Consider the following 13,285-nt stretch of genomic DNA (forward strand, 5'->3'; position numbering starts at 1 on the left):
GCATGAAGATAAATAAATCTGAACTTGAAGCCATAGCGGTTAAACCTAGGCAATATCCACCTGAGAACCTTCCTGAAATTGCCTTTGCAGGAAGATCTAATGTTGGTAAATCATCTTTGCTTAACAATCTTACAGGTAGAAAAAAACTAGCTCATGTGAGCGGAAATCCTGGAAAGACGAGAACAATTAACTTTTATAAGATAAATGACAATTTTAGAATTGTTGATCTACCGGGGTATGGATATGCGAAGCTCTCAAAATCTATGACAGAGGGCTGGGCAGAGATGATGGAAGCATATATAAGTAGAAGGGAGAATTTAAGAAAGGTAATACAGCTTGTCGACATTAGGCATGAGCCATCAAAGCTTGACATTCAGATGTATGACTATCTTAGATATTATGGATTAGATGGAATTGTTGTGGCTACAAAGGCAGATAAAATTTCATCTAATCAGAAGCAGAAATCCTTGAATATAATAAGAAAAACGCTTAACATGAATAAAGATGATGTAATAATTCCTATTTCATCATTGAAAAAAACAGGAACGGAAAATCTTATAAAAGAAATTGAGCTGATTTTAAGTTCAAAACCGGACTCTAAAATGGAGGAAGATGAGCATGGCAAATGAAACAATTGGAACAGTATTATTTACTCAGGAGCAAATATCAAAGAGAGCAAAGGAGCTCGTAAAGGAAATTGAAAAAGATTTCGCCGGTGAGGAATTAATCGTTATCGGAACCTTGAAGGGTGCGGTTCTATGGATGAGCGATATACTTAAAAATCTTACGCTTGATACGCAGATTGATTTTATGATTGCAAGTAGCTATGGCTCAAGTACTAAATCTTCAGGTTTTGTAACGATTAAAATGGACTGCGAGACAAATCTATATAATAAGAATGTTCTTGTGGTTGAAGACATAATAGATACAGGAAAGACATTAGAATTTTTGCTAGCTAAGCTTAGAGAAAGGCATCCAAAGGCATTAAAGGTGTGCACTATGCTTGATAAGCCGTCTAGGAGAACTAATGACTATGTAGCTGACTATGTAGGATTTTCAGTAGAGGACTTATTCGTGGTAGGCTATGGACTAGACTACGATCAAAAATATAGGAATCTTCCTTATATAAGTTACCTTGAAAATACTAACGAACAAGAAGACTAACTATGCGAGAAAATTTTTCTGATTTTCATATACATTCTCATTATTCAGATGGAGTGCTTAGCCCTATTGAAATAGTAGATAGATATGAGAAAAATGGTTATAAAATAATATCGATAACAGACCATGACACTATCTTGGGTTCTCAGATAGCCTATGAATATGCAAGGGATAGGGAAATAGATGTCATATCCGGAATAGAGATGTCTACGATTAGCAGTGAGGGATATGAGGTTCATATACTAGGTTATTACATTGATTACTTTAGTAAGGCCTTAAATTCTGCAATAAGCATTCTTGACAGTTATAGGAATGAGAGAAATGAGGCATTGGCTAAAGAACTCAATGAGCTTGGTTATGAGATTTCATATGAAGAGGTAAAAGGACTTAATAAAGGCAGATTCGTTGGAAAACCGAATATAGCTAGGCTTCTTATGAAAAAAGGATACATAAATTCGGTCGAAGAAGCATTCAATGGCATATTTAAAAGAGAGGAAATTAAGTCTATTAAGAAAAAGGTATTTGCTACTGAAGATGCTATCAATGTGATTCATGAGGCAGGAGGTATTGCCATTTTAGCACATCCCATGGAGATGAAGTCAAAAAATGAAGATAGGGAAGAATTTCAAAATAGGCTAAATATTTTTTTTAACAAAATGATTGAAATGAGAGTGGATGGAATAGAATGTTTTCACCCATCTGCTTCAGAAAATGATAGTAAAATGCTTAGGGAATATGCTATTTTAAATAATTTAATAATTACAGGCGGGTCAGATTTTCACTCTGACAGTGATAGGAGATTTAAAGATGAGAATTGAATTTTGCGGAGCTACAACAGGAGTAACAGGTTCATGCCATAAAATATCAACGAAAGAGCATTCGATATTACTCGATTGCGGTCAATTTCAAGGAGGAAAAGATAGAGATAAGCTCAACTATGAGGATTTTCCATTTGATCCTAAGGAAATTGAATCAATGGTACTGAGCCATGCACATATAGACCACTGCGGAAGAATTCCACTACTTGTGAAGAGAGGATTTACAGGTAATATTTATTGCACCAAGGCAACGGCGGACCTTCTTCCGATAATGTTAAGAGATAGTGGATATATCCATGAAAAGGAAGCTGAGTGGAAAACTAAAAAAGCCTTGGAAAAGGGTGAAGAACCGGTAGCACCTCTTTATACTGTTGTTGATGCAGAAAGAAGTCTAAAGTATATTACACCTGTTAGATATAATGAAGAGGTGGAAATAAATGACCAGATGACAATTAAATTTAATGATGCAGGTCATATACTAGGCTCATCAATTTTAGAAGTTTGGATAAGTGAGGATGGAGAAAAGAAAAAATTAGTTTTTTCGGGCGACCTTGGAATGAAGCATAGACCTATATTAAAAGATCCTACTACTATTACTGAAGCTGATTATGTTGTAATGGAAACGACATATGGAAATAGGCTTCATCCAGAGAATGTTATGAGCATTGATGACCTGCTAAAAAATATTTTAAAGACTACAGAAAGAGGTGGCACAGTTGTAATTCCATCTTTTGCAGTAGGAAGAACGCAGGAGATGATATATGAATTAAATAAATTATATGACAATAATCCGGAAGTTTATTCAAAGCTAAAGAATGTTAAAGTTTATATAGATAGTCCTATGGCTACTTCTGCAACTCAGGTATTTAAAGAAAATCCTGAATGTTTTGATAAAGAAACTAAGGGATATATTGAAAGAGGGGACAATCCTTTGGACTTTAAAAATTTAATATTTACAAAGTCTACTGAGGACTCAAAGAGACTCAATATCAACAAAGAGCCTAAGATAATAATATCTGCGAGCGGAATGTGTGAAGCAGGAAGGATAAGGCACCACCTAAGACATAATCTTGGAAATAAAAAGAATTCTATTATCTTTGTAGGCTATCAGGCTGAATACACCTTGGGGAGAAAATTGCTCAATGGAGCTGACAGCGTAAACCTCTTTGGGGAAGAAGTACAGGTAAATGCTGAGATTGTAAATCTTGAAGGCTTTTCAGCTCACGCAGATAGAGATGCTCTTGCAGAGTGGGTATCATCATTTAAAAACAATCCTAGGGTCTTCTTGGTACATGGTGAAGATGATGCGAAAAAAGATTTCGCCAAATTTATAGATGATAAATTTGGAATTAAACCAACTGTAATAACAGAAAATTCTGGGTTTGACTTATAAACAAGTTAAGTAGTTGAGGTTATCATATAGCCAAATATATATGCTCATATGCCGTATGAAGTTAGCAAAAATAGAACTTTATACGGCTTTTTTGATATTTAATTTTTTCATAATGATAAAAATTAAATCAAATAGGCTATTCTTATAATAATTTATTCTTAATAATTAGATTTACATATTAGGAGAAAAGCTTGAAAGAAATTTATTATAATAAGAAAGACAATATTTATTATAAAAATAACAATATTGATATTATTAAAAAAAATAATACTATTAATAATAAATATGATATAGATGATAAAAGAGGTAATAAGTATGAAGAAATAATTCCGAGGAGCATATATTTTGAATGCATATGGATAATAAGAGATAAAAAAAGGCTTGAAAGGATACTTGCTAGTAATATAGATGAGTATGGAGAGGTTGAAAGAAACGCATATTATAAGCTTGATGCAATACATAGGGCAATACTAAAAATCCCTGCGGAATATAGGGGCGTAATTTTAAAAAGCATAACATATGGTATGAATAATACGAATATATATATTCATGAAAATACGATAAAAAAGTATAAGAGGGAATTTATATATAATCTAGCGAAAAATCTAGCATTATATTAATTTAAAAAGATTTATGATGTGAGCTTTTATTAGTTTTTCTTGAATAATTACGCATTTATGGTATATTTTTAATATAAAAATTTTTATCGTAAAGCGATTTAATTGTCTTAGGAGGGAAGAATGAATGAGTTTATTCAATATTTAAAAGATGAAAAGAACAAAGCTCCAAATACGATTGTCGCATATGGCAGGGATATAAGGGCATTTGACAGGTTTTTGAAGTCAAGGGAAGTTGGCTTCTTATTGGACTGCCGTGAGAATGATGCGGTTGCCTATGTTATGGACTTAGACAAAAAGAAAAAATCTGCTTCCACAATAAATAGGAAAATATCTTCGCTAAGACTTTACTATGATTTTTACAAGGAGCGTGGAGAAATTGATATTAATCCATTTGATGATATTAAGACAGCAAAGCCTGAGACTAGGGAGATAGAATTTTTAACTGTGGATGAAATAGAGAAGCTGATTGATTTACCTGATGACTCACATAAAGGATATAGGGATAAGGCATTGCTTGAATTTATGTATGGAACAGGTGCTAGGGTTACCGAGGTTGTTAGACTTAGATTTAGCGATATTAATTTTAAGATGAATTTTGTCATGTGTAGCGATGGAACTGAGGAAAAAAGAATTATTCCTATGGGTAAATATTGCAAAAAAGCTCTCATTGAATATATAGATAAGGCATATAATGCTATCAAAGGTGATATTAGGCTTCCAGATGACTATGTCTTTATTAATTTCAGAGGTAGCCCGCTCACAAGGCAAGGTATATGGAAGATATTAAAAGAGTATGGCGAAATGATGGATATAAAGGAGAAGATGACGCCACAGATACTAAGAAATAGTTTTGCTGTTCATATATTGCAGAATGGAGGAGACTTAAAGACATTGCAGGAACTTATGGGATTTGATGATATTTCAGCAGGAATGGCATATCTATCTGTAATAAAAGTTAGGGTAAGGGATGTGTATAACAGGTCACACCCCCGTGCTTAATATTTGTACTTGACTTGTAATGGCACATATGATATTTTTGAATGGTTATTACGGGCGGTCCTCTGATAGTAAATATAACATCAAGAGCGTCTTGGAGAGGAAGGAGGAATAACAATGAATATATTAGAACAGATTACAGAAGAATATAAAAAATCAGATATTCCTGAATTTTCTGTCGGTGACACGGTTAGAGTTCACATCAGAATTATCGAGGGACAGAGAGAGAGAATACAGGTATTTGAAGGATATGTTCTTAAGAAACAGCATGGTGGCATAAATGAGACTTTTACGGTAAGAAGGCTTTCTCAAGGAATCGGAGTTGAAAAGACATTCCCACTTCATTCACCTAAGATTGAGAAGATTGAGCTGGTAAGCAAGGGTAAGGTTAGAAGAGCGAAGCTCAACTATATGCGTGAAAGAACTGGTAAGGCTGCTAAGATTAAGAAGGACAAATAAATTGTCTTAATAAGTTTTTATGACAATAGATGCATACTAAAGATTATATCTTAGGTATGCATTTTATTTATATTAATAATTTTGCAATTGATATAAGTGTAATTAATAAAGTACTGCAAGCACTTAAAGATGATCAAAATAGTAATAAAGATGATTAAAATAATAATTAAAAAGAGGATTTAAAATGGGAAATATCAACTGGTATCCGGGGCATATGAAAAAGACAAGGGAGATGATACAGTCAAATCTTAAATTGGTTGATATAATCATAGAAATTTTAGATGCAAGAATACCTAATTCGAGCAAGAATCCCATAATTAATGAGATAACTGCTAATAAAAAGCGTATAATTCTTCTTAATAAGGCGGACTTAGCTGATAAAAGAGAAACCTACGAGTGGATAAGATTATTTGAAAAAGAAGGATATAAGGCGATAGAAATCGACGCCTTGACTGGTAGAGGAATTGATAAGCTATACAAAATATTAAATGAATTTCAAGCTGAAAGAGATGAGAAAAAGAGAAATTCAAGGCCATTAAGAATTATGATTCTAGGTGTTCCTAATGTTGGAAAGTCATCACTTATCAACAGATTATCAGGAAGAAAAAGTACAAAGACAGGAAATAAACCGGGAATTACAAAGGGCAAACAATGGATTACCCTAGAAAATGGAATGCAATTACTAGATACCCCCGGAATTTTATGGCCTAAATTTGAAGAGCCAGAGGTGGGACTTAACCTTGCTTTTGCAGGAAGCATCAAAGATGAAATACTTGAAATACAAGATATTGGACTAGAGCTCATTGGATTTTTGGCTGATAACTATCCTGAAGAATTTATGAATAGATATAAACTTTCAGGGCTATCAGATGACAAGCTTGCTAATATGGAAGCACTGGCATTAAAAAGAGGATTCATTCTTCCAGGTAAAAGGATTGATTATGAAAGAACTGCAAGAACTGTAATAGATGAATTTAGAGCAGGAAAGATAGGTAAAATAACGCTTGAAAAGGCGTAAGTTTAAAAGATATGACTAAAGATATGACTAAAGAAGAAAGAATAATAAAACAAAAAGAAAAATGGAATGAGATGCGTTCTCATGAAATAGAGCTTCACAATAAGGGATTTAAAAGCATAGCTGGAATTGATGAAGTCGGTAGGGGGCCCTTGGCAGGTCCTGTTGTTGCCGCTTGCGTAATTCTCCCCCTTGATTGCGAAATACTAGGCATAGATGACTCTAAAAAATTATCTGATAAAAAAAGGAGAGAGATAGTAGAAGAAATTAAAGAAAAAGCGATCGCAATTGGAATCGGCTCAGCTACAAATGTAGAAATCGATGATATAAATATATTAAATGCTACAAAGCTTGCGATGAAAAGAGCCGTAGATAAAGTACAAAATAAGATTGATATAGATATATTATTAATAGATGCTATAAGGCTTAATGATGTCGATATAAGTCAGGAATCAATCATAAAGGGAGATGAAAAATCCGCAACAATTGCTGCTGCTTCAATTGTAGCAAAGGTAGCCAGAGATGATTATATGATAAAAATGGAAAATCTATACTCAGGTTATAATTTTGCAAGCAATAAAGGATATGGAACAAAGGCTCATTATGAGGGAATTTCGAAAATAGGAATCAGCCCAATTCATAGAAAGACATTCTTAAAAACTCTGAATAAAAACATAGATAAGATTAAAAAAAATGAAAAGTTTTATGCAGTAAAAAAAGGTAGACAAATTGGTATTTACAAAAGCTGGGACGATTGCAAGAAAGAGGTAGATGGATTTAAAGGGGCAGAATTTAAAAGCTTTTCTTCGCTAGATGATGCTAAAGCGTATCTTTCTGAAAAAGATAATTATCAAAAAGGATATATAGCATATGTCGACGGCAGTTATGATGATAAAAATAAAACTTATTCAGGTGGCGTCGTAATCATTAAAGATGGCAAGATCTTAAAGCAAATTTCAAAAAAATATGATGATGAAGGTGAAAGCAAGTTAAGAAATGTAGCAGGTGAAATTGCAGGAGCAAGGCTTGCTATTGATTTTGCAATCGAAAATAATTTTGATGAAATCACAATCTATCATGACTATATGGGCATTGGTAAGTGGGCTTGCGATGAATGGAAGGCTAACCTGCCTTTAACTAAGGATTACAAAGAATTTATTAAAGAGTCAAGAAAAAAAATAGAAATTAAATTTGTAAAGGTAAAGGGCCATTCTGGGAATAAATACAATGAAATGGCTGATAAACTAGCGAGAGATGTGCTGAAATAAGATGGGTCATATGATATAATTGACAATCATGAAAAAAGAAATAAGCGGAATTCCCATCAGGGAAAAAATAGAAAATAATTTAACTAACGAGATTGAAAATCTCAAAGAGAAAGAAATTGTGCCGAAATTAGCAACCATAAGAGTGGGGGCAGATTCGGGGCAAATTTTTTATGAAAAAGCTATAACTAAAAGGTCGGAAAAATATGGAATTTCATGTGATAATTTCATATTTGAAGAAGGTATAATGGAAAATGAAGTTGAAGGACTGATAATTAGACTAAATGAAGATGAAAACATTCATGGAATTATCATTCTCATGCCTTTACCTAGGTACCTTGATCAAAAGAAGTTATCCAATATGATAAATCCAGATAAGGATATTGATGCGATAACAGATGTCTCATATTCTAAATTATTAAGTGCAGAGGATAAGGGGAATACTTTTTTCGCTTGCACTGCAGAGGCTTGCATGGAAATTCTTTATAATTCATCAGAAGAGGTCAAAGGGAAAAAGGTTACTATCTTTGGTAGAAGCCTACGTGTAGGAAAACCTCTCGCCTTAATGATGATGAATGATAATGCAACTATAACAGTTTGCCATACAAAAACTAAAGAAGAAGATGCGATTTTGGCGGCAAAAAATGCGGACATTGTTGTACTTGCAACTGGTAATACTGGTGGATATGACAGAAGATATTTCAGAGATGGGCAGATTGTCATAGATGTTGGAACGGGCAAGGGAAAGGATGGCAAGATTGCTGGAGATTTAGATTTAGAAGATGTTTTAAGTGCAGGAATTGATATAAGTTACACACCTGTGCCTGGGGGAGTAGGAGCGGTTACAACAACCCTTCTCCTTAGAAATGTTGTCAAAGCTGCAAAGATGAAATTTCCTAGATAAAAAATTTTTATAGTGAGGTAATATGTAATGCCTGCAAGTAGAATGACTATAACAGATATAAGCTTCGAGGACATCAGAAAAGAACTGGTTTTTGATAAGAAATTGCAAGAGGAAATTGATGATATAAATCTTACATATAGATCTGCGATAAAAGAAGTTACGACAAAGCTTGAAATTTTAAGTGATAATTTTGAAATGCAGAACGAATATATGCCAATTCATCATATTGAATCTAGGCTCAAGACTATAGATAGCCTTGTCAAGAAAGCAGAAAGGTATGGTATACCAGACCCACTAAAGAATCTTCCTAGGGTTAGGGCGGAAGTCTATGACATCGCGGGAGTCAGGGTAATATGCAATTATAGACGAGATATTTATGCGATTTCTAGGTTATTATTAAAGCAGTCTGATGTAAACCTAATAAGGGTTAAGGACTACTGCGAGAATCCCAAAAATACTGGTTATAGAAGCCTTCATGTTGTTATTTCAATACCGGTATTTTTGGTAAAGGAAAGGATTCATGTGCCTGTTGAATTACAATTTAGAAGCATAGCAATGGATACATGGGCCACCCTTGAACACGAATTAAGATATAAGAATAATGGCGAATTGACCGAAGATATTAAGGACAATTTAAAGCGATGTGCTGATATGCTCGCAAACATTGATAAGCAGATGGAAGAGATTAGAAAGCAGGTATTGTAAAATGGGTGCTGAAACGGGTAATGCAGAAATGAAAAATAATGAGAAAAATACAGAAAATAATAGTGATGAAATGAGTAATAATCTTAATAAAAATTACAATCCAAAGGATTTTGAAGATAGAATTTATAGAAAATGGGAAGAGAATGGTGCCTTTAATGCAGAGGTGGATAGGGATAAAAAACCTTTTTGCATAGTAATGCCCCCTCCAAATATAACTGGACAACTTCACATGGGTCACGCTCTCGATCATACTCTGCAGGATACCCTAGTAAGGTGGAAACGAATGGAGGGATATAGTACGCTTTGGGTACCAGGAAGCGATCATGCAAGTATTGCAACCGAGGTAAAGGTTAATAATAAGCTAAAGGAAGAAACTGGCAAGGATAAAAAAGACATTGGTAGAGATGCCTTTTTAAAAAGGGCTTGGGAGTGGAAAGAAGAATATGGAGGCAAGATTACCGAGCAGTGTAGAAAGCTTGGAGATTCCTGCGACTGGAGAAGAGAAAGATTTACAATGGATGAGGGGTGTAATAATGCTGTTAAAACATTCTTCATTGAGCTTTATAATAAAGGACAGATATATCGAGGAAATAGGCTTGTTAACTGGTGCCCATGCTGTGAGACAACCCTTTCGGATGCAGAGGTTCTCCACGAGGACAAGGCAGGAAAATATTGGTATTTTAGATATTTTTCAGAAGACGGTGGTGATGGAATAGTTGTAGCTACATCTAGACCTGAGACTATGTTTGGTGATGTTGCGATTGCTGTAAATCCGGAAGATGAAAGATATAAGCATTTGGTTGGGAAAAATGTAATTTTACCAATTGTTGGACGAAAAATTCCTGTTATTGAAGATCCATACCCTGATATGGAAAAAGGAACAGGTGCGGTTAAAATAACTCCTGCTCACGACTTTAATGATTTTGAAGTTGGGAAAAGACATAATCTTGAAGTTCTTAATTGTATAGATAAAGAAGCTAAGATGACAGCTCTTGCCGGTAAATACGAGGGTATGGATAGGTATGAATGTCGAAAGGCGTGGGTTAAGGAGCTTTCAAGCAATGGATTTCTTGTAAAGACAGAAGATGTTGTAATTCCGGTTGGAGAATGTTATAGGTGTAATACAACTGTAGAACCTATGATTTCCGACCAGTGGTTTGTAAAGATGGAGGAACTTGCAAAACCTGCAATAGAGGCAGCTAAATCCGGCAAGTTAAAGCATGTTCCTGAAAGATTTGAAAAAACATATTTGCACTGGCTTTCAGATATTCACGACTGGTGCATTTCAAGACAGCTTTGGTGGGGTCATAGGATACCGGCATATTACTGCAAAGACTGCGGGGAGATTATAGTATCAAAAGATGAACCAAAGAAATGTCCAAAATGTGGCAGTCAAAATATATATCAAGATGATGATGTGCTTGACACATGGTTCAGCTCTGCCCTTTGGCCTTTTTCTACCCTTGGCTGGCCTGAAAAAACAAAGGAGCTTGATTATTTCTATCCAAATAGTGTTATAGTTACAGGTTATGACATTCTATTCTTCTGGGTAATAAGGATGGTATTTTCTGGCTGTGAAATTATGAAAGAACCACCCTTTGAATATATTTTTCTACATGGTCTTGTCAGAGATGAAGAAGGCAGAAAGATGAGTAAATCCCTTGGAAATGGAATAGATCCTCTTGAGATAATAGATGAGGTTGGAGCGGACGCTTTGAGGTTTATGCTCTCTTCAGGAATAACACCGGGAAATGATATGAGATTTATAAGAAACAAGCTCGAGGCATCAAGAAATTTTGCAAATAAACTTTGGAATGCCTCAAGATTTACAATTATGAATCTCAAAGATGATAAGGGTGAATTTTTGCCAATGGCAAGTTCACAAACTGTCATATATCAAGATGAAGATAAGTGGATGCTCTCGCTTATTAATGATGGAATCAAGGTAATAACTGAACACCTAGGTAAATTTGAGTTAAGCATAGCAGGTCAGAAAATCTATGATTTGATTTGGAATGAATACTGCGACTGGTATATTGAACTTGTAAAGAGAAGATTATATGGAAATGATGAGAAAGATAAGTTAAGTGCAAGATATGTATTACAAAAATCTTTAAAGACGCTACTCAAATTATTACACCCATTTATGCCATTTATAACCGAGGAAATATGGGGATATTTGCCTAAGGAAGAAGCAGAGAAAGATCTACTTATAAGTGAAGCATGGCCTAAGCATAAAAAGCTTAACTTTGATGAATCTCGTGAAAAAATAGAGATGGCAAAAGATATTATCAAGGTAATTAGGAATATTAGAGCAGAAGCTGATACTCCGCCTTCAAGAAGTCTTAGCCTTATAATCGTAAGCGATAAAAAAGCAAAGGAGATAGAAGCGTCATCAGGATATATTAAAAGCCTTGCAAATGTAAGCAAGATAGAGATAATTCAGGATAAGTCAAAGGCACCAAGAGATGTTATGAGCGGGATTGTCGATGGGGCTGAAATATTGATTCCTATGGAAGATTTGATTGACTTTGAAGCGGAAATTCTTAGACTTCAAGCTGAAAAGAAGAGGCTTATAAAAGAAGTGGATAGAGTTAATAAGAAGCTATCGAATAAGAACTTCGTAGATAAGGCACCTCAAAAAATAGTTGATGAGGAGAGAGCAAAGGGAGAAAAGTATGAGGAGATGCTCGAAAAGGTTATAGATAGATTGAAATCTATGAGCGAGGCTAATAACTAATGGGGATTGCAAATATGCGTCTTTTGCTGGATGCTCTAGGCAATCCGGAGAAAAAATTCAAAGTTATTCATGTTGCAGGGACAAATGGTAAGGGTTCTGTTTGTAAATTCCTTTCAGAAATTCTTAAGAAACATGGATATTCAATTTCAGTTTACACCTCGCCTCATCTTTTAAAATATAATGAAAGATTTGAAGCAAATGGCAGATATATAACAGATGAAGAATATAAATTTTATAAAAATAAGGTAAAAAATGCCATTGAAATACTTCAAAAAAAAGGATTTGAAGCACCAACGCTATTTGATGAACTAACAGCCATAGCCTATCTATTTTTTAAAGAGCAAAATACGGATTTTGTTATTTTAGAAACAGGACTTGGAGGAAGGCTTGATTCTACTAATACTATAAAAAAACCGATTGCGACAATTATTACAGAAATTGGTATAGACCATATAAAGGAGCTTGGCTCGTCAATAGAGAGCATAACAAAAGAGAAAGCTGGGATAATTAAGGCTGGAGTTCCAATAATAACAGGCGTTACAAATAAAAAGGCAAGGGAAATAATTATTGAAAAGGCGAAGGAAAAGAAAGCTTTATTTATAGATGCCTTGCCATATCAAAGTGATATACCAAAATTGGAAATGCAGGGGAAGCATCAGATAAGAAATGCAAGCGTCGCCATGGCGACAATAGATATTCTTGATAAAAATGGTCATATAAAAATTGATAGAAATTTGACCTTAGAAGCTATAAGAGGTGCTAAGAAATCCGGTAGGTATGAATTGCTATCTAAAAATCCGGATTTAATCATAGATGCGGGGCATAATTTATCTGGAATTTTAGCGGTTATAAATACTTTCGATTTATATAATTCAAATTTGAAAAATACCAAGCACGGCTTAACGCTTATTATCGGATTTATGCAGGATAAGCAGTATGAGGAAATGACAGATTTAATTCAAAGAAGTTTTAAATCATATAATCCGATATATATTATTACCAAGCCGGAAAGCGAAAGGGGTATGGACCCAGACATTATAAAAGAAATTCTAATTTCTAAGGGAGAAAGAAATGTGCACTCGATTGAAAATAATGAAGATGCTTATGATATGGCAAAAAAGCTAAAAAAGAATATTACGCTTTCTTTTGGATCAATTTATTTAATAGGTAATATAAAAACATATTTTATAAAGAAGGGATGGTAAAAAG

General features: G+C 34.2%; 13 protein-coding genes. All 13 read left to right on the plus strand.

Annotation, left to right across the window (positions count from 1 at the left end; genetic code table 11):
* The first annotated feature begins 2 nt into the window (after nucleotides 1–2).
* The 13 genes from yihA to BQ5371_RS01725 all read left to right on the plus strand — a co-directional run bounded on the left by yihA (nucleotide 3) and on the right by BQ5371_RS01725 (nucleotide 13,281).
* Nucleotides 3–629 (plus strand): ribosome biogenesis GTP-binding protein YihA/YsxC, encoded by a 627-nt coding sequence (gene yihA, locus BQ5371_RS01665; protein WP_071132264.1) that lies wholly within the window; start codon nucleotides 3–5, stop codon nucleotides 627–629.
* The gene (gene hpt / locus BQ5371_RS01670; protein WP_071132212.1) at nucleotides 613–1,164 is read left to right on the plus strand and encodes a hypoxanthine phosphoribosyltransferase; all 552 of its coding nucleotides are present in this window, start codon (nucleotides 613–615) and stop codon (nucleotides 1,162–1,164) included. Before yihA ends, hpt begins: the two co-directional genes overlap by 17 nt.
* Nucleotides 1,165–1,166: 2 nt before the next feature.
* Nucleotides 1,167–1,979: a PHP domain-containing protein gene (locus BQ5371_RS01675; RefSeq protein ID WP_071132213.1), complete on the plus strand. Its 813-nt coding sequence runs from the start codon at nucleotides 1,167–1,169 to the stop codon at nucleotides 1,977–1,979.
* Nucleotides 1,969–3,372 (plus strand): MBL fold metallo-hydrolase RNA specificity domain-containing protein, encoded by a 1,404-nt coding sequence (locus BQ5371_RS01680; RefSeq protein WP_071132214.1) that lies wholly within the window; start codon nucleotides 1,969–1,971, stop codon nucleotides 3,370–3,372. The genes BQ5371_RS01675 and BQ5371_RS01680 overlap by 11 nt, the downstream gene beginning before the upstream one ends.
* 191 nt (nucleotides 3,373–3,563) lie before the next feature.
* On the plus strand, nucleotides 3,564–3,992 hold the full coding sequence (locus BQ5371_RS01685; protein WP_071132215.1) for a hypothetical protein: 429 nt from the start codon (nucleotides 3,564–3,566) through the stop codon (nucleotides 3,990–3,992).
* Nucleotides 3,993–4,112: 120 nt separating this feature from the next.
* Nucleotides 4,113–4,991 (plus strand): tyrosine-type recombinase/integrase, encoded by an 879-nt coding sequence (locus tag BQ5371_RS01690; RefSeq protein ID WP_071132216.1) that lies wholly within the window; start codon nucleotides 4,113–4,115, stop codon nucleotides 4,989–4,991.
* Nucleotides 4,992–5,105: 114 nt separating this feature from the next.
* Nucleotides 5,106–5,447: a 50S ribosomal protein L19 gene (gene rplS, locus BQ5371_RS01695; protein ID WP_071132217.1), complete on the plus strand. Its 342-nt coding sequence runs from the start codon at nucleotides 5,106–5,108 to the stop codon at nucleotides 5,445–5,447.
* Between the two features lie 184 nt (nucleotides 5,448–5,631).
* Nucleotides 5,632–6,465: a ribosome biogenesis GTPase YlqF gene (gene ylqF / locus BQ5371_RS01700; protein ID WP_071132218.1), complete on the plus strand. Its 834-nt coding sequence runs from the start codon at nucleotides 5,632–5,634 to the stop codon at nucleotides 6,463–6,465.
* 11 nt (nucleotides 6,466–6,476) lie between these two features.
* Nucleotides 6,477–7,730, plus strand: a complete 1,254-nt coding sequence (locus tag BQ5371_RS07085; RefSeq protein ID WP_071132219.1) for a ribonuclease HII — start codon at nucleotides 6,477–6,479, stop codon at nucleotides 7,728–7,730.
* 28 nt (nucleotides 7,731–7,758) lie between these two features.
* Complete coding sequence (locus BQ5371_RS01710; protein WP_071132220.1) at nucleotides 7,759–8,631, plus strand: bifunctional 5,10-methylenetetrahydrofolate dehydrogenase/5,10-methenyltetrahydrofolate cyclohydrolase; 873 nt, start codon at nucleotides 7,759–7,761, stop codon at nucleotides 8,629–8,631.
* A 27-nt stretch (nucleotides 8,632–8,658) separates the two neighbouring features.
* Complete coding sequence (locus BQ5371_RS01715; RefSeq protein WP_083377371.1) at nucleotides 8,659–9,336, plus strand: GTP pyrophosphokinase; 678 nt, start codon at nucleotides 8,659–8,661, stop codon at nucleotides 9,334–9,336.
* 70 nt (nucleotides 9,337–9,406) lie between these two features.
* Entirely contained in the window at nucleotides 9,407–12,076 is a 2,670-nt protein-coding gene (locus tag BQ5371_RS01720) for a valine--tRNA ligase (protein ID WP_071132266.1), read from the plus strand.
* The gene (locus BQ5371_RS01725) at nucleotides 12,076–13,281 is read left to right on the plus strand and encodes a bifunctional folylpolyglutamate synthase/dihydrofolate synthase (protein ID WP_071132221.1); all 1,206 of its coding nucleotides are present in this window, start codon (nucleotides 12,076–12,078) and stop codon (nucleotides 13,279–13,281) included. Before BQ5371_RS01720 ends, BQ5371_RS01725 begins: the two co-directional genes overlap by 1 nt.
* Nucleotides 13,282–13,285 lie beyond the last annotated feature (4 nt).

It is taken from the genome of Alterileibacterium massiliense, assembly GCF_900104645.1.
GTDB classification, from domain to species: Bacteria; Bacillota; Clostridia; order Peptostreptococcales; family Anaerovoracaceae; genus Alterileibacterium; species Alterileibacterium massiliense.

Coding starts and splice junctions, on each gene's coding strand:
- BQ5371_RS07085 (WP_071132219.1), top strand. CDS start 6,477: ATGACTAAAGATATGACTAAAGAAGAAAGAATAATAAAACAAAAAGAA.
- ylqF (WP_071132218.1), top strand. CDS start 5,632: ATGGGAAATATCAACTGGTATCCGGGGCATATGAAAAAGACAAGGGAG.
- BQ5371_RS01715 (WP_083377371.1), top strand. CDS start 8,659: ATGCCTGCAAGTAGAATGACTATAACAGATATAAGCTTCGAGGACATC.
- rplS (WP_071132217.1), top strand. CDS start 5,106: ATGAATATATTAGAACAGATTACAGAAGAATATAAAAAATCAGATATT.
- yihA (WP_071132264.1), top strand. CDS start 3: ATGAAGATAAATAAATCTGAACTTGAAGCCATAGCGGTTAAACCTAGG.
- BQ5371_RS01690 (WP_071132216.1), top strand. CDS start 4,113: ATGAATGAGTTTATTCAATATTTAAAAGATGAAAAGAACAAAGCTCCA.
- BQ5371_RS01675 (WP_071132213.1), top strand. CDS start 1,167: ATGCGAGAAAATTTTTCTGATTTTCATATACATTCTCATTATTCAGAT.
- hpt (WP_071132212.1), top strand. CDS start 613: ATGAGCATGGCAAATGAAACAATTGGAACAGTATTATTTACTCAGGAG.
- BQ5371_RS01680 (WP_071132214.1), top strand. CDS start 1,969: ATGAGAATTGAATTTTGCGGAGCTACAACAGGAGTAACAGGTTCATGC.
- BQ5371_RS01710 (WP_071132220.1), top strand. CDS start 7,759: ATGAAAAAAGAAATAAGCGGAATTCCCATCAGGGAAAAAATAGAAAAT.
- BQ5371_RS01720 (WP_071132266.1), top strand. CDS start 9,407: ATGAGTAATAATCTTAATAAAAATTACAATCCAAAGGATTTTGAAGAT.
- BQ5371_RS01725 (WP_071132221.1), top strand. CDS start 12,076: ATGGGGATTGCAAATATGCGTCTTTTGCTGGATGCTCTAGGCAATCCG.